This is a genomic window from Clostridium aromativorans (assembly GCF_020908015.1).
GTDB classification, from domain to species: domain Bacteria; phylum Bacillota; class Clostridia; order Clostridiales; family Clostridiaceae; genus Clostridium_B; species Clostridium_B aromativorans.
Genome location: NZ_JAJJPB010000015.1, coordinates 12,681 through 37,743, shown reverse-complemented (window position 1 = coordinate 37,743; position 25,063 = coordinate 12,681). Strand labels below are relative to the sequence as shown.

Sequence of the window (25,063 nt, the reverse complement as noted above, 5' to 3'; positions counted from 1 at the left end):
GTAATATATCTAAATATTCTATCAATTTATTGTTAATTATTAATAACATAAAAAAGCTGTCTCCTCTTTTGAGACAACTTTTTTATAGTAGAATAACTTATATACTGACAAATTCAATATGAGTTAAGGCTCATTTGATTAAATTCAAAGCCTTGATTGCAATTTCAAGATTTAACCTGTTATCTGCGTTTTCCAGATCTATATCTATAATATCTTTAATTTTTTGCAATCTATATATTATAGTATTATAGTGCATAAACATCTTCTTTGACATTTTTTTCATATTACCATTACATTCAAAATAGATTTTAAGAGTATTGAGCAGTTCAGTCCTATTCATCTTGTCATATTCTATCAGAGGCTTTATAGTATCATTACAAAACTTAACAAGTTCACTTTGAATACCATCGAAACCCAGTATCCTATATAGGCCTAAATCATCGTAATGTATGATATTTCCTGAAATTGACCTATTTAACTTTTCTACGATAAATTTCGCCTGGCCATAGCTTTTATTCAGTTTATGAGCATCGCTGTAAGAACGTCCAATTCCTATTTTAAATTGTTCTTTTTTAAATTCCCTTAAAGCTTCCATTAGTACATCATTACAAAAACATTTTATTTTTTCCCTCACCAATTGTGGTTCCTCAGACAAATCATTTTCATATAAAATGATAATCCTGTCACTTTTATCCACATATAATATTTTTTCTCTGCTTATTCTAGATATTCTTCCAATAATAAATAGCAAAGTACTAATAGCATCGCTGTTGAAATTTGAATTCTTTAAACTCGTATTTTTATTCTGAAAAGATTCATTTAAATATATAATAGCTACACCATGCTTTTTATCCATATGAAAATCAAATGTCTTTGCTCTTTCAATAGCCTTATTTTGTCTATTTTCATCCTCACTGAATAAATTATCAAAAAATTCCATTTTATAGCGACTCTCCATTTTTGATATGGAGAGTTTTTTAACAAAGTCCAATGCAATTATATGGACATAGGATTCTATAAGCATTTTATCCAAAGGTGTCAGTTCTTTCCTGTCGAGCCATATAAGAATACATCCATATTCAACTTTTTCAATAACTATTGGAATTGTCACCCTTTTAATGCTCTTTCCGTGAATTACATCTATGCTTTCATTGTAAATTCCATCGGATTCATCTTCTATTCTTTTATAACTTAAATTGACATGCTGGTTAATAAGCTTGTCAATTAAATTTTTATTTATATTCTCAGTACAAAAAATTTCACAACTGCCATCCAGATTTTCATATATCACCAGTGAATTCCCAATATTTTCATATAATTTTCTTCCGATTTCCCTCAGGCTTCCGCCTTTCATCATTATATTCATCACTTCTCTGTTGAATTTATCTATTTTCAATAATTGCCGCATCTGCTCCTCAATTACCTCATCTAGAACAATGGATATTACATCTCTATGAGATACATCCATTGGTATTTCAATAATGGGAAAATCTATTTCATCTGCCAGTTCAATGATATCATGTGGTATCTCTTTTACATACCTTCCAATTTTAATTCCAAGACCTGCTACACCTTTTTCATTCAATTCTGGAATAAGCTCCATCAATACATTTATATTGTCCCTAATAGAGTATGCTGTAGTAATCAAAAGTTCTCCCTCACCAACCCATTCTATGATATCAGGAACTTCCATCACATCCACCTTAGTTATTCTTTTGTTCATTCCCCCTTTTCCCGCCAAAACCCTGGCTTTATTTAATTTATCAATTTGCAAGAGTTTTTCCAAAGGAATACCTAGATAACTATACAAAATACCTACATCTCCTGAAAGTTTAGTAGTCAGATATGCTCTATGTCCTTATATTATACTTTTTAATTTTACTATATAAGGTGTTTCTCCTTATTCCAAGAGCATCCGCTGAATGAGTAATATTACCCTTAAATCTCCTCAATACCTTTGTCAGATGCAACTTCTCCATATAATCCAATTTCAAACATTCATCCCCAGGATCCAGTATTATTTTACCATCATATTCTTCTTCTCCAAAATAATTTGAAGGTATAGCTCCTGAATTCACAATAAGTTCTACAACATTCTTCAATTCTCTTATATTCCCAGGCCAATCGTATTTTATCATATTTCTCAAATATTTTTCAGGTATAGTAAAACTCTTTTTACCTAATTTTTTTGAAATACTACCCATAAAATATTTTAAAAATAATATTATATCAGACTTTCTCTCTCTCAAAGGAGGTAAGTATACAGGCAGCACATTGAGCCTATAATATAGATCTTTTCTGAATTTTCCCAATTCCACTTCTTTTTTCAAATCTTTATTAGTAACAGCTATAATCCTCACATCTATGGGAATGGATTTGGTACTTCCTATTTTTGCTATTACACCTTCTTGAACTACCCTTAAAAGTTTCGTCTGCATGTCAAGTGGCATCTCTCCAATTTCATCCAGCATTATGGTTCCACCATCCGCCAATTCAAATTTACCGATATTTCCACCCTTTTTTGCGCCTGTAAATGACCCCTCTTCATATCCAAAAAGCTCGGATTCCATAAGTTGCTCGGGAATGGCTCCGCAGTTCAGAGCTATGAAAGGTCCATCCGATCTGCTGCTGTAATTGTGAATGGACTGAGCAAACAATTCTTTTCCCGTACCACTTTCACCTATTATAAGTATGGTGGATTTACTGTTTGAAATCTTCTTTGAATATTCTACAATTTTTATGAAATTTTCATCTTCTCCAATTATATTGTCGAAAGTGTAATAGGCCTGATTTTTATTCTGTTTTTTTATATTTTTTATATCTTCAAATACATATATTATCTCAATTGCATTTTTTTCAGAATTGTAAACAGGGTTAGCTATCAAATGGCATCGGGCTTTACTTCCTGATATATATAAATTTACTTCCTGGGAAACACTTTTCCCCAAATATAAATTCTCTTTTACCTTCTCCCAATTCCCTATAATATCCTCCATTTTAGCCATTTTAATCTTATTGTCACCCATAATACTCAAAGCTTTTTCATTGCAGACTTCTATTTTCCCATCCAAATCGGAAGTCACTATTGGCATTGGAATAAAATTAAATATATTTTTTTTATATTTATTATTTATGTTATATATTATCTCATATTCCTTTACCTTTAACATTTCTTCTACAGCATTGGATGCTGCAATAACCATTCCCAATGTATGCGGATGTACATATTCAATATACCCTGTGAGATCAAGAACAGCTATAAGGTTGCCGTATCTATCTTTTATAGGTGCTGCAGAACAGGTCCATTTATGATATTCATGAATAAAATGCTCATTCCCCGAAACCTGAATGGGTTTATTGGTCTTAATTACCATGCTCATTGCATTAGTCCCTATATTTTCCTCATTCATAAAAGCTCCGGGAATCATCTTCATAGAAAATGATTCCGAAAGTATTTTTTCATCACCCATGGCATTTAATATACAACCTTCTTTATCCGTAAGCAATATAAAAAAATTAGAACCTCTTACAAAATTCATTAAATTCTCTATATAGGGTTCTGCAGTTAATATGAGGTTTCTATTGAAAGTAAACCTTCTCTGTAATTCTGTATCACAGACAATTCTTTTACTAAAGACTTGATTTTTTTGAATTCCAAGCCTCTTACATCTTTCATGAGAACGATTTAACTCCACATTGTAGTTATGATGAGTTTTTCTTATAACCTCCATAATATACCCTCCTTAATATACCCTCCTTGATATAATGGTAAAATTTTTAGCGCTTAATTTTCACATATTCAAATTAAATTTCTCTTTTACCCAATTTTTTTCCTCATCATTCCAACACAATTCATTTATGCATCCGTAATTCTGCTTTATTTTAAATATATGGTATAAGGGTATTGATAAAATATGGCACAATATTACTCTATTTACCCCTGCATGAGTTATAATCATTATGTCACCTGTACTATTCTCTATAATATTCATCATTTTTGGTATAACCCTTTTTTGAAGTTGCTCAAAACTTTCTCCACCTTGAGGTACAAAAGTTTCTATACTTTCCCCTCTTTTTTTAAATTCATCGGGGAAAAACTTTTTCACATATGTGAAAGTTTTTCCCTCCCATTTACCCATATTTATTTCCTTAAACTCCTCTATCATTATCCTGTCTATATTTTTATATTTCAAGATTATATCTGCTGTCTGCACACATCTCTTTAATGGACTTAAATATGCTCTCTCTATATCTATAGTGGAGAAAAATCTCTGCAATTTTTTACATTGTAATATTCCTTCCCTGCAAAGTGGCAAATCCGTATTTCCTACATAACGCTTTTCATTTCCATTCCCCACGCTACCATGTCTTACTAAATAAATTTTCCTATAGTAATTCAATCTTCTCTCCCACTACCTTTTCCACTTTATTCATTATTTTCTCTGCATCACGCAATCTCTTTTCTATTTTTATCTTAACCTCTGCATTGTCAATATATTTCAAAAGTGCCTTGTCAAACCTATGTCTAAGAGAAACACATCTATCTTCTTCCACGAGCTTATCTGCCAAATACAATATTTCATTCTCACTTATTTCGTCGTTTTCTCCTACCTCTATATTCATATGAGTACCTATCAAATCGCCAATATGTCCATATCCAAGTTTCCTCAATATATTCGCCCCTGCCAGTGCATGACTTCTTGACTTCCTGGATATATCATGCAGGAGAGCTGCAGCTTCCAAAACATCCGCATCAAAATTGTACCCCTTTTTATTTAGCTTTTTCAGAATACAGGCACATACCTGTGACACCTTTTCACAGTGCTTTATTATATTATCAGGCACACTGTAATCAGCTAGAATACAATAACATTCTTCTTTACTAGGAGCCTTGGAATTAAAATATTTCAAAAGTCCAAGATAATCTTCCCTGGTATCCATATCCATTATGATGCCGTTATCACATACGGGTACATTTACAGAATCAGAATTAAACTCATTCAAAAAATTTTTTAATCCTCCGGGCTTTTCCCAGTTTTCTATCATACTTTTATACTTGCAGTCTATTAAAGGTGGATGTCCTTTTTTGCCCCTGAACACGGGATATAAAATTCCACTGCCACATGATGCATATTTACTGCCTAAAGATTTTACGGTATCGACTTTGACAAGAGGAATGTCCACAGGGAGCATAAAAAATGCCTTTACCTTGCTGTCCAAAACCCTTAAAGCTTCTACTATAGAGGAATACATACCCTGGGGATAATTCTTATTTTCTATACACCTAATCCCAAAATCTCCCAGTACTTCTCTCACTTCATTCCCCCTGTATCCAGTTACAACTACAACATCATCAATTCCCGAAGCTATAAATGTATTTACAGCCATTTCAACTGCCGTATATTTTCCAAATTTTAAAAGAGGTTTAAAATCGCCCATCCTAGAAGAATATCCCGCCGATAAAACTATTCCGGCAAAGTCACTGCATCCCATTTTAACTTTCTCTTCTGACCTTAATCATTTCTGCTGTAATACTTACAGCTATTTCCTCAGGTGTCTGGGCTCCTATTGAAATTCCTATTGGACAATGTACCCTTTTCAAATCTTCGGCAGTATAACCTTCATCCATGAGTCTCTTATATACAAAATCTCTTTTAGTTTTACTTCCTATCATCCCTATATATTTAGCATCAGTTTTTAGAACCTGTGCCAGCACTTCCTTGTCATAGCCATGTCCTCTTGTGACTATTATGATATAACTTCTATTGTCTATTTTTACACAATGAGATATATCTTCAAAAGATTGAATAACCTTTACCTCGTCTGCTGTCTTAAAATTCTCCCTATTTGCAAATTCTTCTCTATCATCTAAAACTATAGTTTTGAAATTAAGCATTTTAGCAACAACTGCAATCTTCTGGGATACATGTCCCGCTCCCATTATATAAACACTTTCACTGTTCAATACAGGTTCTACAAGATACAATCTGTCATCTTCTCTAACATTATGAAAATGTATATTCTTAAAATTCTTTCTAACTTTTCTAAGTATTTTTTGGGTCATATCGTTTTCTTGTCCATAAAAACCGGTTTCAGTGCAGATCCACTTATCAATTCCTGTCACATAATTTTCTTTTTCATCCAATCTGGTTATAAATACGAAATTATCACCTTTATTTTTTAATTCAAAGGACTTTTTATATATGAAATTCATAGCTTCATCATCAGGATTTATATATTCCAGAAGAAGTTTCAACGACCCTCCGCAGGCAGCTCCGATAGCAGAGGCCCCTTCATTTGAGAGCGTAAATTCCCTAATTACAAACCTCTTATTTTTAAATATATCAGCTGACATCTTTATGGCCATAGCTTCAAGTATGCCTCCGCCTATAGTACCTTCAATAGAAAGATCTCTTTTAATAATCATCTTAGTGCCCTGTTCCCTTGGTGCTGAACCGGATTTCTCCAAAATAGTTGCAAGTACAAAATCTTCCCTGCTGCATAATAGATCATTCATTACCTCATAGATGTCCTTCATTTTAAAACCTTCTTTCTACAATCATATATTTTTCTCTTCACAATGCTGTTTTTTGCTTCAATTTTATCTTCCAAATAATAGATCGTAATCTCTGCAATATATGATGGAATTATACTTTGAAGCATTTCAAACACTCTGTCTCGTAATTCATAAAAATCCTCCTTGGTAAAAGTATTTATACCTATAGATATTCTATTTTCATCTATACTTATATTATAATCCATAACTTTTCTAAAAGATAAAACAATTTCATCCAAATCTCCCATATAAATAAAGCTACTGTCCTTAAATCTTATTATATTGTCTTTTCTTCCAATAACTCTACTCATAGTTTGCAAAAAAGTACCACAGCTGCAATTTCCATTTTTAAAAGAAGCTATATCACCTGTGACATATCTTACAAAAGGCATACCCTCCCTAGTTAAAGTTGTAAAAACCACTTCTCCCCTATTTCCGGGTTCCAATACTTTTTTAGACACAGGATCTATTATTTCAAAGTACAGATCCGCTTCTCTCAGATGATATCCATCTAGATTTTCACATTCCACACCGCCTCCATAACCCATTTCAGTCATTCCATAATGAGTAAAAACATGACAGCCAAATCTATATGATAACTCTCTTATCAAAATTTCCGGCACATAATCCGTACTTAAAAGGACATTATCTATGTTTTGTAAAAATATTTTTGGATAAATCCTACTCAGTTTCAAAACTTGTATTGGCATTCCAACAATACAGCTTATATCATGATCCTCTATGAATTTTTCTACAATTTCATAATTTTTTATAACCCCATTTATAAAGCATTTTACCCCCAGCTTATCCAAAGCTATTTTGAGCAGTTGGCCTATACTTCCATAAGTACTGCCTGGCAGAAGTATAAGAACTCTGTCATCACCATCTACAATGGCTTTCATCCCATAATAAAAAAATTGAACAGTTGACTTCAAGTCATTTTTTGTAAAATAAATCCTCTTTTTGTCAGCAGTTGTACCCGAAGTCTCAAGTGTAACTACCCTTGAAATGCATTTTTGAGGTACACATAAAAAATCAAGTGGATTATTCTCTATGTGTTTTGGGAAAGTAAATGGAATATTTTCAAAATCATGAAAAGACTTTATTTTGTTTTCATCTACATTCTTTAAATATTTTCTATAAAATCTACTGTATTTTTTTCCATAACATATACTCTGCTTTATCTTATATAACTGATATTTTCTAAGTTCTTCCCTACTTCTATGTTCTATCCCAGTTTTATCCATTACCCACTTCTCCACAGGCGTACAATGCATTTTTTCGACTTCACCTCCAAAAAAGTCACTTATTTCTGTATATATAATTCCCATTTATATCTGTGATATTGTAAATACAAAACGGAATAAGCTTACCCTCAGGATTTACCACATGAATACAACAGTCTTTGAGCCTTTCAAGATCCAAATTCCATATATCCTGAAAAGCCATTGCAGATATACTGAAAGAATAATTTTTTATAGTATACAATATATTCTTCCAGGTATCCGATCCTTTTAAAAATAATCTTTCTTTGGAAATATCCATCTTTCTTGACGACCAGTTCCTGGAAACAAATTTCATTGATTTCTTGGCGCCTTCCTCGGCCTTTTCAACGCCGCAGCATTTGCTGGAATTATCCGTGACACTCATAATCTCATCTTTATTTTTTAAAATGTAGTTCCCATGAAAAGAACACAGTGAATTTTCACAGCCAGGAGGTCTCATACTGCTTATTTTTATTTTGCCACCTGTCTGTGTATCTATGGCATCCATAACTTCAGCCAGGGTAATTCTGTCTTCATCATCCGGATTATATGGTATTCTTCCAAAATAGCTTACAGGTTGAAAATGCACTCCCCTTACAACAGGCAATTTTTTAAGTGCAAATTTTATTATTTCACCTATATTTTCCACATTTACACCAGGCACCAAAGTTGGAACAAGCACTACTCCTATTCCATGTCTGCCACAATTTTCTATAGCCTTAATTTTTAATGCAAGGAGTTCTTTTCCTCGAAGTTTTTTGTATATATCATCCTGGGTCCCATCAAATTGCAAAAATATAGAACTAAGTCCTGATCTTTTAAGATGCTTAACATATTCTTCATCTTCTGCAATCCTTATGCCATTTGTATTTACCTGTATAAAATCAAAACCGATTTTTCTTCCCAAAGATATTATACAAGGTAGATCATCTCTTATTGTAGGTTCTCCTCCTGAAAGCTGTATATTGCACTTTCCCGAGTATTTCAGCAGTGATTTATATAAAAATTCAATCTTTTTCAAAGAAGGATCCTCTGAAATGACTTTTTGTGAGGAGCCTGCAAAACAAAATTTACAATTGAGATTGCATCTTTCCGTAACTTCAATCAAAGCTGTACATGTACGCTGTCTGTGGTTTTTACACAGCCCGCAGTCAAAAGGACATCCATTTTCAACGGGTACAGCTGTATTTTCAATATACATTCTCTTCTTGTCCCTAACCCATCCGTCAATGGGAGTACTCCCTCTCCACAAAACAGTTCTAAATTTTCCATGTTTGTCACAATATTTTTCCATATAAACTTCATTGCCATGCAGCACTCTATCCGCCTTTATCTTTTTCAGGCATACGGGACATAAACTCTCCGTATGTGACAGAACTCTCATTTTATCCATGTCAATTCCTGCCTCCAAGCTCATAACCATGCTGGTCAAGTATATCCTGAAGTTTTGTATAGCTTTTTTGAATTATCTCGCCGCATTTTACTGGATAACTTATTTTTTCCCCAAAATCTGAAATATTTTGAATGCCAACAAGATCCCTGCAGTCCATGCTCTTAAATTCATTTTCAAACCAGTCCATATATTCGTCCATCATCTCTCTAAAATCATCTCTGCAGGCCTCTCCTACATTTCCATTAGCTGAATAAAGCCCTATTATTCCTATTCCTGCTGTAAGTACGCCACAGGTTTTTCCCCTGTGATTTATACCCCCGCACATTCCTCTGAAAGCTCTCAACAAATCTGTATTTTCTCCGTCATCCTCTTCAAGTGCCATTTTAAACATTATCTGTGTACAACAAAGCCCTGATGAAGAAAGCTTGAAAACTTCAAATGCCATATCGCCATTCATGCATCATTCCCCCTTTTTTGCAACAAGCATAAAATATCCAGGTCTGCATTTTCTGATTGCCTCTCCAAATTCGCAGCCATCTATAGAGCATTTTGCTGTCTTGTTCCAAAATACACTCATAGAGCCATAGGAAAATACTATATTTACCATAAGAGTCTTGAGCATATCGCTGCAATCTTCAAGATGAATGATTTTAAATCCATTTTCCACAAGGGACTCCTGCAAAAGTTTCAGATCATGAAGTCCTCTCATACAGCTGTTAATTGAAAATTTACACATTTCTTTTAGGAATTCAGGCTTTTTTGCATATACATCATTTATAACAAGCCATCCATCTCTTTCAACAACCCTGGAAGCTTCCTTTATAGCCACATTCAAATCACCCATAAGTGACAAAGTACACTCTGCAAATGCCCCATTAAAGCTACTATCTTCAAAAGGTATTTTTTCACCTCTTCCACAAACAAGCTCCATGTTTCTATATTTGCTTTTCCCAATTTTTATTAATTTCTCAGAAGGATCGAGTCCAACTGCCTTTATATTATACTTTTCAAATAAATGATTTACCGTAGATCCCATTCCACATCCAATATCAAGCAGTACATCCCTCCCTGAAAACTTGCAGAACTTCACTGCCCTGTCCGTGAGTTCAAATCCACCAGGCCTTAGGGTCTCCCCCATAATATTCATCATATGTTCACTTTCATAGACATTACAGCATCTCATCATTTGTCCTCCAAATTCTTTTCCACCTCAAGCATTTGTCCCTGGGCAAGTTTTTCATCTATAATCACCATTTTACACTTTGGGCACTGCAGAAGTTCCACTTCAAAATTTCCTCCAAGGTAGCGCACTGTCACTTTTCTGGGCTCCAGTTCCTTACTGCATCTATTACAAATCCATGGCGTTTTTTCTCCTTTTGAGATGTCCATACTCACTCCTCCACTACTTCCATTCTGTGTATATAAACTTTATCTACAAGCACTCCCTCATCCGTCTTTTCATATTCCACCCAATGTGTTACATTTTCTATTCTAAGTCTTGCCAAGTAGTGAGAATTTTCAGGGTTAAAGAAATTCTCATTTTTCTTTTCCCCATTGGCAATAACTTTTTTCACATCCTCCAGAAGAATAAGTCGCTCTTCCATTTTATTTCTGACATTTTTTGTTAAAATGAGTTTGAAATCATATTTATCATCTGTATTCACCATATCTTCTCCCCATACCTGTTTCATCAGATTCATTTTGACTTTTTGCCTATTTTCATGTCTTTCAGAAAGTGTAGGCATCCTTTTTAGTGCAATATCCTCCAGATTATCTCCATATATAAGGTCTAAAATATGATAAGTTCTCTTGCCAAATGACACAAACAAATCCTTGCACATGGCACAATACACCAAGAAATCCCTGTCTCCTTCTTTTATCCTGTGTTTTATAAAATCCTCTGACTGATCTCTGTTTGAAAAGTACACAAGACCTCCATAGCCGCAGCATTTTGTATTTTTTTTCGAGTACTTAAGTTCTTCTATAATATACCCGAGTTTTTCTGCTATATTTCTTATGCTGTCCTGTATTTTCCCATTATATCTTGCAGTACAGGCATCATGTACATTTAGCACATGTTTTTTACCTGCAATTTTATTTCCAAGCGGTACGCCTTTTATGCTCATAACTTCCCAAAGTGAAATCGTCTTTATAAAAGGCATATGTTTATCAAACATGCTCAGACAAGTTGGGCATGCCAAGATAAAAATTGGCTTTCCCATGTGAGTCCATACATTTTTTATTTTTTCTACAATTTCCTTCATGAGATCCTCTCTGCCCGACCAATCTGCCGGAGCACCACAGCATCCTAAAAAAATTCCAACCCCTTCTACAATATTTTTCATAAGATAGCTGTAGATCTTTTCAATATAACCTGGATTGGAAGCCGGAAGTTGACACCCAGGATAAAATACATATTTTACGCTTTCATATCCAGGCTGTTTTTTTGCCATAAAAAACCTAGATCCATTACTAAACTTCATATCTTTCAGTGCAAAATCATGGTCAGACAGAGGCATTTTACTATTCTCCACCATGCTTCTTCTGGTTTTCCCTATTATAGTTTTCATATCAATGGATACGGGGCAGATTTCCCTGCACAGTCCGCAGAGTGCACAGGAATTTATCATTCTGTCAGCAAAACGCACTCCCCACACTACAGTCTCATTGTGATTTATTTGTCTTATGTAATCTTTTGAATTCAGTTTATATCTTTGAAGATGGCTGCAGCTTTCCACACATTTCCTGCACTGACATTTTAAACACCTTTTAGCCTCTTTCACTATTTCTCGTGAATTATAGATATCCCCGGATTTTTTAACAACATCCTGTGCTTTAACATTATTTACATCAACATAAAGAGACGTTAAATAAGATCCTTCCCTTTTCCTGGAAGCCGTAATAGAAAGATTGTTAAGATACCTGTCAATGGACAATGCTGCAGTTTTCGCAGAACCAACAGAATATATTACAGACTTATTTACAGTAACCAGCCTTCCTCCTGCAAATACAGACGTATTACCTATTTGAAGTGTTTTCTGATTTACATTTAACTTTTCACTCCACTCACCTGTCCCAAGGTAGACTGCATCATAATCCTCAATTATATTTTTCAGGCCATCTCCACCTACAGGGGTGTTTAACTTCACATGCACACAGTTTTCAAAAACGTCTTTCATTTCCATTTTTATAATATCTTCTGGAAGTCTTTTTCCAGCATATTCCCAAATGCTGCCTCCAATTTTGCCGCTTTTTTCATACACGCTGACCTGATATCCTTTTTTATAAAGATACTGTGCAACAACAATACCGCTTAGCCCTCCCCCCACAACAGCTGCGCTTTTATCTTTTTGTGGTATATGAATTCCCGCCCTTTTAGACGATGATCCAAATTCAACTACATATCTCTCCATGTCAGATATGCTTATAGAGCCGCCCAGTGTTTTTCTCACACATGCATCTTCGCAGGGATGATCACATATTCTACTTATTATTTTTGGAATAGGCATCTTTTTTGAAATGATCTTATAGGCCTTTTTAAAATCTTCATTTTCAATTTCCCCTATAAAGCTTTTAATATCCACATGAATAGGGCAAATTGCCGTGCAGGCCGGAAGTTCTCCGGCAATGCACCTGTCACCTTCATTTAACAGCTTAACTAAATCCATATATATTTCCCCCTGCAAATTGAAAGATATATATTAAAATCAATCTTTTATGGCCTTAAGCCCTGATAATACTTTTTCAGGTCTTGCAGGCAATTTAGTTACCCTAACTCCGCAGGCATTATAAATGGCATTTACAATAGCAGCATGCGGCCCTGCAAGAGGAAGTTCCCCTGCACCAGATGCCCCATATGGTCCCTGCGGTCTTGGAGTTTCTACGTATTCAAGTTCAATATCATCCGGTACATCTTTTATCTGAGGTATCCCGCACGCAGTCAGGGTAACATGTTTTTTTATATCCTCGAAATCCTCGCTCAAAGCCAGCCCGATCCCCTGAGCAAGTCCTCCATACATCTGCCCATCAACTACCAATCTATTTATTATAGTTCCCACGTCCGATACCAAATCCAATTTTTCAACTTTAACTTTTCCCGAAACAGTATCCACCTCAACCTCTGCCACTAACGTACCATACATATAACAGGGGAATGGATTAGCCTGATTTGTCTCCACATCGCCGTCTGCACAAGGTGCCGTCCATTTTCCATCATATCTCAAAGGCAATTTCTCGGCTACCATTTCCTCATAAGTTCTATAAGTTCCATCTGACTTTCTAAGAGCCTTTAATAACTTCCCGCAGGCCAGCCTTATGGCATTTCCAGTATATACATTGGAACGGCTTCCACCTGCTGCACCGCTATTCGGTGTCTTTTGCATGTCATTCATCACAAGTTTTATTTGATCTGGTCTTATCCCAAGAGGTCTCAGCGCTTCATAGCCTATAGTGAGAGTACCTATATCCGCACCTTGTCCGTGATCTTCCCAGGAATCCCCAATAGTTACTCCTGTAGGATTTATTTCAGCCCATGCCTCGGACGAATCAGCTCCTGAAAGTCCCGAACTATAGTGAAGTATTGCTATTCCCATCCCATACTTTTTATTTCCGCCGTTTTTATTTTTCTCTTCCACATCTTTTTTGGCCTTTTCATAATAAGGACGCAGTTTGTCAAACATTTGCGGAAGACATATTACATCTGGTTTACATCCAGTAGGAGTTGTAGAGCCCTCCCTGTATATATTTTTATATCTGAGTTCAAAGGGATCCATTCCAATCTTTTCCGCAAGTTCATCCATGAGAACTTCCGAAGCAAACATGCTTTGAGGAGATCCGTATCCTCTAAAAGCTGAGCCCCAGGCATGATTTGTAGCTACTTCCCTGCCTTTTCCCCTTATATTTGGTATATTGTAACAAGCTCCTATGAACTGTGCTCCCCTTAATGTAAGTATATCTCCAAATTCACAATATGGTCCATGATCCACTGTCCAATCTGATTCCATGGCCAACAACTTGCCATTCTTGTCAGCACCCATTTTAAGGTGTATGAAAAATGGGGATCTCTTGCCTGTATAAGTTATCTGCTGGTACATGTTAAACCCAAGATAAACCGGTTTTTTTGTAACAAGAGCTGCAACTCCTAAAAGTGCTTCTATAGTAGGGCTGAATTTATAACCAAAAGTACCTCCCGTAGGATTTTGAACTATTTTCAAATCATCTAGAGGAACACCAACACCTTCTGCTATCATAGCCGCATGAGCGTGAAGCCCAACACTCTTTGAATGAATAACCAACTGATCTTTTTCATTAATATATGCAAACCCCACATCTGGTTCCAGTGGAAGATGAGGCTGCCTGCCCACATAAAAATCATCTTCCACCACATAGGCCGCACTGTCCATTATAGGTTTAGTATCTTTCCCTTTTACCACTCCAGTTTCAAAGAATACATTTGGCGTACCCGGATGTATTTCAATGGCATCTTCATCCATGGCTTCTGGAGCGCTCATATAAGCTGGAAGTTCTTCTATTTCAACTTTGACCTTATCCACAGCTGCTTCTGCCTGAGAAGGGGTGTCTGCAAGAACCATAGCTATAGCATCTCCAAATTGAAAGATCTTTTTATCCGCAAGTATCGGCCTTTCTTTACCATCACCTTTATTGCTTGGAAGGGCCAATCCATTTATTCTGTTGCTTCCAGGTACATCCCTATAAGTTAAAACCTTATACACACCTGGCATTTTTTCAGCTTCAGAAGTGTCAATAGACAGTATATTGGCATGGGAAACTTTAGCCTGAACAAGTTTTATATGGAGAGTATTTTCAGGAAGTTCAAGACCAAGATCAGCTCCAAATCTCCAGTTTCCAGTTACTTTGTCCAAGGCAGTAGGACGAATAGCTCTAGTGCCTATAAGACTTTGTCCTTCCTTAAATTTGAATATCAAATCCTCTTTTTTAACTTCTCCCCTCATAAGCCTTGCTGCATCCATAACTGCATCTACTAATGGCTTATATCCGGTACATCTACATATATTTCTGTGTCTTTGGAACCAGTCTCTCACTTCCTCTCTGGTAGGATTTATGTTCTCATCCAAAAGTGCCTTTGCAGATACTATAAACCCAGGTGTACAAAATCCACACTGTGCTGCACCATGAATCATCCATGCCACTTGAATCGGGTGAGGTTTCTGCTCGGTTCCTATGCCTTCGATAGTTGTAATTTTAGCTTCATCCGGTACCCTTTTCATCCTTACAATACAGGATCTTACAACCTTTCCATCCATTATTACAGAACAGGCACCACATTCACCCTTGCCGCATCCAACTTTAGTTCCAAGTAAATGCAATTGATTCCTAAGTACATCTGCTAAAGTTGCCTTTGGAGTGGATATAACTGTCCTAGCAATGCCATTAACAAATAAAATTTTATTAAACATTCTAAATTCCCCCTGGTCGTTATTTGTTATATAAATAAATTCTTTTATATAAACCCTCTAGTTACATATCGGGCTGTATTTATTATATAAGCAATATACATACCAAAACCCAAGCATTGATTTTTACTGCATTTGTCTTTAAAAATTCTATCTCCGTTCAATTTTTGAGCAAATACATTAAAAACTTCTGTAACTTTTTCGAACACTGTTCTGTTTTGAAGCAGCAAAAAGCCACAGGATACTCTTGTATATCAATATCCTGCGGCCTTTTTACTATATAGAAATAAATTTAAAATATTTTATTAACTTTACCAAAAACCCAGTTTAAATCAGAAAAAGCTTTTTGCTGCTTATGCACATGTTCCAGGGCTGCTCCAGATTTTTAATTTTCTTCCACATCTCTTTGCTTATTTCCCATCGCAATGCCTTGATTTTCGAATAGGGCTTTTTCTCTACACTATTCAAATAGACTGCTACAGTAAATGGGCTTTCATTTACATAATCCACGCAACACTTAAAAGTATTCTCCTTCTGACAGCTTCTGTCCATAGTAATATAATGGGATCTAATACCTACATAGGATGGAGATCCTTCAACTTTTTTGTTGGTCTTAAGTGTACAGCCCCAGTCCAGGGCTTCTACAGTATTTTCATCCAGTACCTTAATTCTGGATATGTTTTTACATCCAGTAAGCTGTGCAGTGGCAAGAGTAGTAGGGTTTTCAAATATATAATCTCTATCGCCGCAATTTTCAACCATTCCCTTATTGATTATTGCAATATTTCTGCAGATTCGGTACACTTCATCTCTGTTATGGGACACAAAAACTGCGGAACCACTGTAATCATCCAATATATATACAAGCCGTTCCTCCATTTTACTTCTCAAATGGCTGTCAAGTGCTGAAAATGGTTCATCCAAAAGCAATATTTCAGGTTCTATTGCCAAAGCCCTGGCAATAGCAACTCTCTGCTGCTGTCCTCCTGAAAGCTGGTTGGGAAATCTATTTTCCAGTCCATTGAGATTCATCATATCTATCTTTTCACAAACTATTCTTTCTTTTTCATCTCGGGACATATTTTCTAAAGCAAAACTTATATTTTGACTTACAGTCATATTGGGGAACAATGCATAATTTTGAAATAAAAAGCCTACTTTTCTCTTACGAACAGGAACATTTATTTTTTTTTCAGAATCATACAATGTTTTTCCGTTTAATAGAATTTTACCACTGTCAGGAGTTTCAAGACCTGCAATACACTTTAATGTCATACTCTTACCTGAACCTGATGCTCCAAGCAGCCCTATAATATTGTTCCTTGTATTAAATTTAATATTAAGGCTAAATCCATGTAAATTTTTTTTGACATCAACATAAAGTCCCATTTTATTTTCTCCCAACACCATATATATTTTTTTGCTGGTATTCATTCCAGTAATTCATTAAAAAAATCATAATTGTTGAAATTATAACAATTAGTATGACCCAAATAAGAGCGTTTCTCATCTCACCATTTTCAGCTGTAAAATAAATAGCTATGGGAATAGTCTGAGTCTTACCAGGTATATTTCCGGCTACCATAAGCGTAGCCCCAAATTCTCCAAGACATCTAGCAAAAGAGAGAACTGTAGCTGCACCTATTCCAGGCCGCGCCAGCGGCAATATAACTCTCCAAAACACTTTCCATTCGGATACCCCTAAAGTCCTAGCAGCATTCACAATATTGTGGTCTATCTGTTCAAACGCTCCCTTGGTTGTCCTGTACATCAGTGGAAATGCCACAATAGCTGCAGCCACAACTGTAGCCGGCCATGAAAAAATCAAAGTCGTTCCAAACTTCAACAGCAGTTTACCTATAGGTCCGTTTCTACCAAAAATCAGCAGCAAGAAAAAGCCAACTACAGTTGGTGGGAGCACAAGAGGAAGTGTAAATATGGTATCTACAGTGCTTTTTAATTTTCCATTATAATTAGCCATCCAATAGGCTGCAATAATTCCAACAAAAAATGTTATAGTCGTTGCTACGAAAACTGTTTTTATAGAAATCCACGCTGGTGAAATATCAAAATCCATAACAAATCCCCTTCTCCCTGATCAAGTGGTTCTAAGGTTCTTGAAAAAGATTTTTCTCATAAGTAAATCACTGCAAACCTAAGAATCACCTTATCCAGATGTATAGCAGTGCTTATTTCCCACTTTAAAAAGTTGGGAGTATTAGCAACAGCAGCGTTCGGATAAAAACGACCGCTAATTATTTTCCTACTTTAAAACCATATTTTTCAAATACAGTTTTAGCTTTGTCTCCTGATAAAAATGTAAGGAACTCTTTAGCTGCATCTGCATTTTTGCTATTCTTTATTACGGCTGCAGGATAGATTACAGTCTTATGAGAATCTTTTGGTGCCGTTGCTACAATATTTACCTTTTTTGATACAAGAGCATCTGTTTTATAAACAATACCTGCATCTACATTCTTTGTTTCAACCCAAGTTAAAACCTCTTTTACATCTTTTCCATAAACAGCTTTTGGCTGGACCTTGTCCATCAATTTTAAATTCGTAAGTACTTCCTGGGAGTACTGCCCCACCGGAACGCTCTTGACTTCACCCAGTGCTATTTTCTGAACTTTATCACTTGCCAGATCATCAAAACTTTTAACATTTGATGAATCCTTTGGTACTACAAGTACTACATCATTTTGCAATAAATTCTTTACAGTATCATTTATAAGAAGATTCTTGCTCTTAAGTTCATCCATTTGTTTTGTAGCCGCTGACATAAACACATCAACTGGTGCCCCCTGCTCAATTTGTTTTTGAAGACTGCCTGAAGCTCCAAAATTGTATTTAATGGTAACATTTGGATGGTCTTTAGTGTACAATTTTTGAATTTCATTCATTGAGTCCTTGAGACTTGCAGCTGCTGACACAGTCAAAGTAACTGCCTTATCTTTACTTGTAGATGAATCCTTTTGTTCATTAGAGCTTGTACTAGAGCTTCCACATCCCACTGCCAAAAATACAACACATAATGACATAATGAGAAATAACATTCTTTTAGACTTTTTCATATTATACAACTCCCCCTTATTTTAATTATAATTATATAACGTATCATAACATTACATATAAATCATTTATATTATGTTATATTATGTTATATTATACAATAAAATTATATATTTCAAAGACTGATTAGTCAAGCTAGTGATTCAATTTTCTGTATTATTTTTAAATATAGTTAGTAAATAGCAATCTTAAAATAAAATATACACAATTTAATATAAAAGTGGTATTATTAATTTTATCCGATGACTACTATTGCTTTAATAGACAAATCAGCATAAATCTAAGGATTATTTTATTAAATATTAGGAAGTGAATTTATTGGAAAGCAAAGTAATTGAAAATTTAAAAAAAATAGTAGGAGACGATTATGTTACAAACAGCTTGTCACAGATACAAAATTATTTAACTGATGAAACTGAATCCTTAATCCGGCTTCAACCACCGGAGGATTGCGTCCTGGTTAAACCAAGTTCTCCCAAAGAGATATCCTGCATATTAAAATACGCTAATAATTTCCTTATACCTGTGGTTCCAAGAGGAGGTGGCACCGGAGTATGTGGTGGAGCCGTTCCTATAAAACCCAGCATAATTTTATCTCTTGAAAGATTGAATAAAATAATTGAACTGGATAAAAAAAATCTGATGATCACAGTGGAAGCAGGAGCAACTCTGTCAGATTTACTCGAATCATTAAATAAACAGGATAAATTATTTTTCCCCATACATCCCGGAGATGAAGGTGCCCAAATAGGCGGTATGGTTATGGAAAATGCTGGAGGTACAAAAGCTGTAAAGCATGGAATTATGCGAAACCACGTCAAATCTTTAGAAGTAGTTCTCCCTACAGGAGAAATAGTAACTTTAGGCGGAAAACTTATAAAAAATAACATGGGTTATGATCTGCTCAGCATGATGATTGGAAGTGAAGGAACTCTTGGTGTAATTACAAAAGTCACTTTAAAGCTCTATGCAAAGAACAAGTACACGGGAACTCTATTGATATCATTTGACGACAGGCGTGATGCCTGTGATTCAGTACCTACGATACTTCAAGAGGGAATAACGCCCTTAGCCGTAGAATACATGGACAGACTTATCTCACAAAGAGCTGCTGAAGATCTCGGAACTACATGGCCTGCTGTTAAAGGCTCCGTAGATTTGATGTTTATGCTTGATGGGAAAACTGAAGATGAACTGTATTCTGATAGTGAAAAAATTGTAGAGATATGTGAAAATCACAATGCAGTAGACAGTATTATAGCAGAGACTTCAAAAGAACAAAAGAAACTTTTGGATATAAGAAGTAATGCTTATACACCTTTTAAAGATCATGTAGCAGATGGACTGGATATGGCTGTTCCACCTTCATCAGTACCGGACTTTTTTGATGATATAACCTCCCTGGCGGAAAAATACAACACCACAATCCCAGCAGTAGGTCATATAGCAGATGGAAATATACATAATTTCATACTCAGTGTCAACGGAAAACTACCATCTTATTATGAAGAATTCAAACAGCAAATGTATAAAATTGCCCTAAAATATGGTGGAACAATAACAGCTGAACACGGAACTGGAAAGACCAGGAAAAAATATATGCCCCTTCAATTTACTGAAAGGGAGATTGAAATTATGAAGGGTGTAAAAAAGGCTTTTGATCCAAATGGTATATTAAATCCAGGTACTATAATCGATTAAGATGTAAATTAAAAATACTCTTTCTACACAAGTATGAAAGAGTATTTTTAATTTTATTCCATAATGGTTTTTTCTATGTTATTTTCCCTGTAGGTTATCCAGTCGCTCCAGCTGCCGCTGTATAGTTTAGCCCTTATACCAATTTCATCCAGTAATAAAAAATTAAAAGTTCCGTCTATACCTGAGCCACAGTATACTATCACTTCTTTTTTGCCATAGGCATCTTTAAATTTTTCTTTTAAATAACCAATATCCTTAATAGTATTATCTTGGTTTAGATTTTCTTTCCAATAATAATTTACCGCTCCCGGTATATGTCCTGCTATTTTATCTATGGGTTCATTTTCGCCTCTATATCTTATAGGAGTTCTCGAATCTATTATCATCCATTTATCATCGTACTTTATCCTATTCACATAGTTCATATCAACCCTCATATCTTTATTCACATTTGACTGAAAAGTGCCTTTCTTAGAAGACTTTACTATATCTTTAGAAAGATTATTTCCATCATTCACCCACTTGTCTATTCCTCCATCTAAGACATAGTTAAACTTATGCCCCATGTAATATCTCAACATCCAGCAAAACCTTGCCGCATCAGCAATTTTATAATCATCATAAGCCACTACCACGGTATCATCATCTATCCCTAAATTCTCCACGGTATTTTTAAACTCATCAACTTCCGGAAGAGGATCTCTTCCCCCATGTTCTCCTGGTGTTGAAGAAAGATCAGTACTCAAATTCACAAATAAAGCTCCCTCTATATGTGATTTTTTATAGGCATTTCGCCCATACTCTTTATCCAACAAATCTCCCCTACAATCCACAATCACTAAATTGTCATCTTTTAAATGCTCTCCAAGCCATTTAGTAGTAACAAAATTTTTCATTTAATCTCCTCCATATTATATAAATTCACTTCATTACCCTCTATCTAGATTTTCGCCTATTATCGATTTAACCATTAAAGGTAAATTTCTTTTCTGATTAGCACTTAAAAACTTTACATCAATAGGTTTATCAATTATCATTCTTACTCGAGCAGGTACAAATTTTTTCCCCCTGTTGTCTTCAAATATTTTATGGCTGCCATCAATGACTACAGGTACTATGGGTATGCCAGATCTGATTGCAAGTTTAAAACTTCCCCTTTTAAATTCAAGCATCTCATGACATTTACTTATAGTACCTTCTGGGAATATAACCATGGAGTATCCTTTTTTTAGATTGTCTATTCCCTCATCAATAGCCTTTGCAGACTCTCTTATATTTTTTCTATTCATAAACACACAGTGAATTTTTTTCATTCCCTCCCTAATAATAGGTATTTTCAGCAGTTCATTCTTTGCAATAAATCCCATGGGCTTATGAATATAAGCAAGTATTATAAAAGGATCAAAATTTCCCTGATGATTTGAAACAAACAGATAATTTCTCTCTGTCAGTTTTTCATTCCCAATTACATCCACTTTAACCCCAATTCTATCTAATATATTTTTTGCCCATCTTGATACGATTTTTGATATACGTTCATCTGCTTCTTTTCTAGGAAAATTTTTATAAACGGATTTGATCCTTAACTCAAGATAAAAAGTATAAAATACATAAAATGTAAAATACAGATATAAAAATACAGTTCTCATTCTTTTTTTCCTTACTATAAAATATAATTAACAATAATATTATACCATTTTTCTTTAAAAAAAAGATGGATTTATTTATGAAAACATCCATCCTCCTCTTTATTATAATTTTTGAACAGTTTTAGAACCATGTTCTCTACAGTGCACCCATCCTGCATATTCAGGGTCCTTCTTATTTCTCTTCAGAACCTCTCTTTCACCTAAGTATTTTTTTGCATCATAGCCATATACTTTTCTATCTTCACCTATGGGACAAACTTTTATGCAAACTCCACAGGGATAGCAAAATGCACTTTTAAGCTCAGCATGATATGCTGCACATTTTTTCTTATCCATATCTGCAATAAGATTTTCCGTAGTCTTAAAAGAAGATGTAGGGCAGCATTTTCTACACATTTCACATTTAATACACAGATCTTTTTTCAAAACCGGATCAGGTGGAAGCAGAGCATTTGTTAAAACAGATACCAACCTTACCCTGGGACCAAATTCCTTGGTTATGAGAGTATGATTATATCCAATTGTCCCAAGTCCTGCATATTTCCCCGCCAATACTTGAGAAAAAGCTGCAGCTGGTTTTTCTATGAGGACAGAAATATCCCCATAACAATCTCTTGGAAAAAAGAATGCCTGTTTCTTTTGTACATTCAAATAATTTGAAATTTTATAGGCAGCTTCATCCAGAATCCTGTTAGCTGTATTATATAATTCAGAATACACAACAGAAGGGGTTGTCTCAAGCATAGGTAAATATATCTGCGTGCCAAGTACAATTACACTTTTTACTTCAGGCCATATGTTTTGCGGATAATATTCTGGATCTGTTTCGCCGTATTTTTCCCATCTTTCCACAGGTGCAAATCCAATAAGGTTCATCTGTAACTTCTTCGCCATATTTATAATATTAAATTTTAACTGATAACTTTTGTTTGAAAAATTTAGCATAATTGTCACCTCGTAAATTTTAAATAAGTTCATTCAAAAAAGCCAAGCTTCTTAAAATATAGTAAAATAATACATCCACTACTATACTTAAAAGCTTAGCCTTTAGTTTTTCTAATCAGCTAACATATAACAATTTCTATTGATTTATAATATATGGCACTTCAATCTATTTGTCAACTGTTTATCTTAAAAAACTTGTACAAAATCATTGAAGATATAGTTGGTTAAGAATAAAATAATAACATGCGGATAATGATATAAATATTTTAATTTCAAATATATTATGGGAAGCGATAAATTTTATGTTGACAAATTTATTTAAAGGAATACTTATAGGATTGATAACAGGTATGCCCTTAGGGCCCATCGGAGCTCTATGTCTTAAAAATACCCTGACTTTTGGACGTAGATATGGTTTAATTTCTGGACTTGGATCAGCATTTACAGATAGTATTTACGCCTATCTCGCTGTCATGGGTTTCATGTTGATTGAAAGATTTATTGTGTTACACGAAGAATATCTTCGTATTCTAGGAGGACTCATATTAATTTGTTTCGGTGCTTATCCTTTCGTACATAAGAAGCAAAATAGTGTTTTAAATAAAAACATAGAAGAAATTAATAAAAAAAATACTTCAGCATATCATCACTTATTATTCAGGGCATTTACTTCTACATTTTTAATATCTCTGGCAAATCCGACTACTATTTTTGCGTTCATAGTTATATTTACAGGACTGCATTTATCAAATTTAAAAATAAGCCCCATGAATAAACCTTTTTTAATTCTAGGTGTATTTACAGGGAGCATGATTTGGTGGTTTGTGCTAGTTTTTACAGCAGGTAAATTCACAACTAAACTTAAAATGAAAAACAAATCACTTATAAATAGAATATTAAATTCCGTAATAATATTGGGAGGAGTAGTAATATTTTTAAGTGCTTTTAACCATTTTAGCCTTAGAAAACTCACACTATTAAATTCAAAATTACTTAAATTATTTTTTAACATCAAATCCAGAATACCTTTCTATAAATATAAATAGAAAGCTATCTTTTTATTCCATATTGTTTTCAAAAAATTTTGGATTTAAAACCCCTTCCTCTCACTTCACTTGCATCCATAATAGACATAACTGCGTTAGCATCTAAATTATGGATAAATCTTTTGGCCTCTTCTACTTGTCTGGAATTCATTATGGAATATATGATCTTTTTTTGAGTTCCAGTATATGCTCCTTCGCCATAAAGGTAAGTAACTCCCCTTCCAAGTTTTTCTACTATAGCTTTTTCTACATCCTCAGTATTACTAGTCACTATAAACATTATTTTTCCCCTATCAAATCCCTCAATCATCTTGTCAACTACTACAGAATACATATACATGGATATCAATGTATATAGGGCAATAGGCAAATTCCCTATAATCATACCTATTGACACTATCACCGCATTGATCCCAAATCCAATTCTTCCTATGGAAATTCCATATTTCTTCTTTACTGCCACCGCTATTATATCTGTGCCACCTTGAGATGCTCTGCATTTGAATACAATTCCAGCCCCAACTCCCGTAAGCATTCCACTGCACAATGCCGATAGAAGTGGATCCGGCAGATAATAAAAATTGTGCACTGTCCTGGTAAAAATTAAAGACAAAGACATGGCTGCCATGCCTATAAAGCTAAAAATTCCAAACCTCCTATCCACGGTTTTAAATCCTACCATAAATATGGGAATGTTTATTGCTATAACAAAATACCCTGAAGGTATTCCCGTTAAATATTGAAATATAATTGCAACACCCGATACTCCACCGCTTAAAAATTTATGGGGTATGATAAACATATTGACTCCAATGGAATATACGACATTTCCTATAATAATTATCAGTATTCTCAATATAATACTTTTTACATTTTTCATATTATTTCTCCATAATCAATAACTTAACTCTATACAGCTGATTTTTCCCATTTTTAATCTCCACTGCAATAGATTATATTGCATATTATTTTAGGTTTAGTAAAATAATTGACACATTAAAA

21 protein-coding genes are annotated in these 25,063 nt (G+C 34.6%); 2 read left to right on the top strand and 19 right to left on the bottom strand.

Translation table 11 applies throughout. The features are described from left to right. Nucleotides 1-130 precede the first annotated feature (130 nt). The 15 genes from LN736_RS11895 to modA all read right to left on the bottom strand — a co-directional run bounded on the left by LN736_RS11895 (nt 131) and on the right by modA (nt 18,722). Complete coding sequence (locus LN736_RS11895; protein WP_229981593.1) at nt 131-1,810, bottom strand: PucR family transcriptional regulator; 1,680 nt, start codon at nt 1,808-1,810, stop codon at nt 131-133. Nucleotides 1,811-1,850: 40 nt separating this feature from the next. Continuing rightward, nucleotides 1,851-3,731, bottom strand: coding sequence for a sigma-54-dependent Fis family transcriptional regulator (locus LN736_RS11890; RefSeq protein ID WP_150355695.1), 1,881 nt, complete (start codon nt 3,729-3,731; stop codon nt 1,851-1,853). 60 nt (nt 3,732-3,791) lie between these two features. Beyond that, nucleotides 3,792-4,400, bottom strand: coding sequence for a histidine phosphatase family protein (locus LN736_RS11885; protein ID WP_179977446.1), 609 nt, complete (start codon nt 4,398-4,400; stop codon nt 3,792-3,794). Then, nucleotides 4,387-5,493, bottom strand: a complete 1,107-nt coding sequence (locus LN736_RS11880; RefSeq protein WP_150355697.1) for a DVU_1551 family NTP transferase — start codon at nt 5,491-5,493, stop codon at nt 4,387-4,389. The genes LN736_RS11885 and LN736_RS11880 overlap by 14 nt, the downstream gene beginning before the upstream one ends. 1 nt (nt 5,494) lies before the next feature. Further along, nucleotides 5,495-6,538 carry an XdhC family aldehyde oxidoreductase maturation factor gene (locus tag LN736_RS11875; RefSeq protein WP_150355698.1) on the bottom strand — a complete coding sequence of 348 codons (1,044 nt, stop codon included), beginning with the start codon at nt 6,536-6,538 and terminating at the stop codon, nt 5,495-5,497. Further along, nucleotides 6,535-7,833 carry a DVU_1553 family AMP-dependent CoA ligase gene (locus tag LN736_RS11870; protein ID WP_150355699.1) on the bottom strand — a complete coding sequence of 433 codons (1,299 nt, stop codon included), beginning with the start codon at nt 7,831-7,833 and terminating at the stop codon, nt 6,535-6,537. Before LN736_RS11870 ends, LN736_RS11875 begins: the two co-directional genes overlap by 4 nt. Before the next feature lie 25 nt (nt 7,834-7,858). Further along, complete coding sequence (gene trsS, locus LN736_RS11865) at nt 7,859-9,214, bottom strand: radical SAM (seleno)protein TrsS (protein WP_229981592.1); 1,356 nt, start codon at nt 9,212-9,214, stop codon at nt 7,859-7,861. A gap of 1 nt (nt 9,215) precedes the next feature. Next, entirely contained in the window at nt 9,216-9,671 is a 456-nt protein-coding gene (locus tag LN736_RS11860; protein WP_150355701.1) for a DVU_1555 family C-GCAxxG-C-C protein, read from the bottom strand. Nucleotides 9,672-9,674: 3 nt separating this feature from the next. Then, entirely contained in the window at nt 9,675-10,397 is a 723-nt protein-coding gene (gene trsM, locus LN736_RS11855) for a DVU_1556 family methyltransferase (RefSeq protein ID WP_229981591.1), read from the bottom strand. Continuing rightward, the gene (locus LN736_RS11850; protein ID WP_150355702.1) at nt 10,397-10,603 is read right to left on the bottom strand and encodes a DVU_1557 family redox protein; all 207 of its coding nucleotides are present in this window, start codon (nt 10,601-10,603) and stop codon (nt 10,397-10,399) included. Before LN736_RS11850 ends, trsM begins: the two co-directional genes overlap by 1 nt. Nucleotides 10,604-10,605: 2 nt before the next feature. Then, nucleotides 10,606-12,882, bottom strand: a complete 2,277-nt coding sequence (locus LN736_RS11845; RefSeq protein ID WP_229981590.1) for a pyridine nucleotide-disulfide oxidoreductase/dicluster-binding protein — start codon at nt 12,880-12,882, stop codon at nt 10,606-10,608. 39 nt (nt 12,883-12,921) lie between these two features. Then, nucleotides 12,922-15,651 carry a molybdopterin-dependent aldehyde oxidoreductase gene (locus LN736_RS11840; protein WP_150355704.1) on the bottom strand — a complete coding sequence of 910 codons (2,730 nt, stop codon included), beginning with the start codon at nt 15,649-15,651 and terminating at the stop codon, nt 12,922-12,924. Nucleotides 15,652-15,975: 324 nt separating this feature from the next. Next, a complete protein-coding gene (locus tag LN736_RS11835) occupies nt 15,976-17,037 on the bottom strand; it encodes a sulfate/molybdate ABC transporter ATP-binding protein (protein ID WP_229981589.1) in 1,062 nt (353 codons plus the stop codon). Between the two features lies 1 nt (nt 17,038). Beyond that, nucleotides 17,039-17,725 carry a molybdate ABC transporter permease subunit gene (gene modB, locus LN736_RS11830; protein ID WP_179977452.1) on the bottom strand — a complete coding sequence of 229 codons (687 nt, stop codon included), beginning with the start codon at nt 17,723-17,725 and terminating at the stop codon, nt 17,039-17,041. A 178-nt stretch (nt 17,726-17,903) separates the two neighbouring features. Then, nucleotides 17,904-18,722 carry a molybdate ABC transporter substrate-binding protein gene (gene modA, locus LN736_RS11825; protein WP_150355707.1) on the bottom strand — a complete coding sequence of 273 codons (819 nt, stop codon included), beginning with the start codon at nt 18,720-18,722 and terminating at the stop codon, nt 17,904-17,906. Between the two features lie 316 nt (nt 18,723-19,038). Between modA and LN736_RS11820 the strand changes: the two genes are divergently transcribed. After that, nucleotides 19,039-20,421 (top strand): FAD-binding oxidoreductase, encoded by a 1,383-nt coding sequence (locus LN736_RS11820; RefSeq protein WP_229981588.1) that lies wholly within the window; start codon nt 19,039-19,041, stop codon nt 20,419-20,421. Between the two features lie 53 nt (nt 20,422-20,474). On the opposite strand, the gene LN736_RS11815 is transcribed toward LN736_RS11820, so the two are convergent. The 3 genes from LN736_RS11815 to LN736_RS11805 form a co-directional block, all read right to left on the bottom strand. After that, a complete protein-coding gene (locus tag LN736_RS11815) occupies nt 20,475-21,317 on the bottom strand; it encodes a sulfurtransferase (protein ID WP_229981587.1) in 843 nt (280 codons plus the stop codon). Nucleotides 21,318-21,350: 33 nt separating this feature from the next. After that, the gene (locus tag LN736_RS11810) at nt 21,351-22,070 is read right to left on the bottom strand and encodes a lysophospholipid acyltransferase family protein (RefSeq protein WP_229981586.1); all 720 of its coding nucleotides are present in this window, start codon (nt 22,068-22,070) and stop codon (nt 21,351-21,353) included. A gap of 102 nt (nt 22,071-22,172) precedes the next feature. After that, complete coding sequence (locus tag LN736_RS11805) at nt 22,173-23,015, bottom strand: epoxyqueuosine reductase (RefSeq protein WP_150358588.1); 843 nt, start codon at nt 23,013-23,015, stop codon at nt 22,173-22,175. Nucleotides 23,016-23,317: 302 nt separating this feature from the next. Here LN736_RS11805 and LN736_RS11800 point away from each other — a divergent pair, with 302 nt between their 5' ends. Further along, a complete protein-coding gene (locus tag LN736_RS11800) occupies nt 23,318-24,061 on the top strand; it encodes a LysE family transporter (protein WP_229981585.1) in 744 nt (247 codons plus the stop codon). A 28-nt stretch (nt 24,062-24,089) separates the two neighbouring features. On the opposite strand, the gene LN736_RS11795 is transcribed toward LN736_RS11800, so the two are convergent. Then, nucleotides 24,090-24,941, bottom strand: coding sequence for a YitT family protein (locus LN736_RS11795; RefSeq protein WP_229981584.1), 852 nt, complete (start codon nt 24,939-24,941; stop codon nt 24,090-24,092). Between the last annotated feature and the right edge of the window lie 122 nt (nt 24,942-25,063).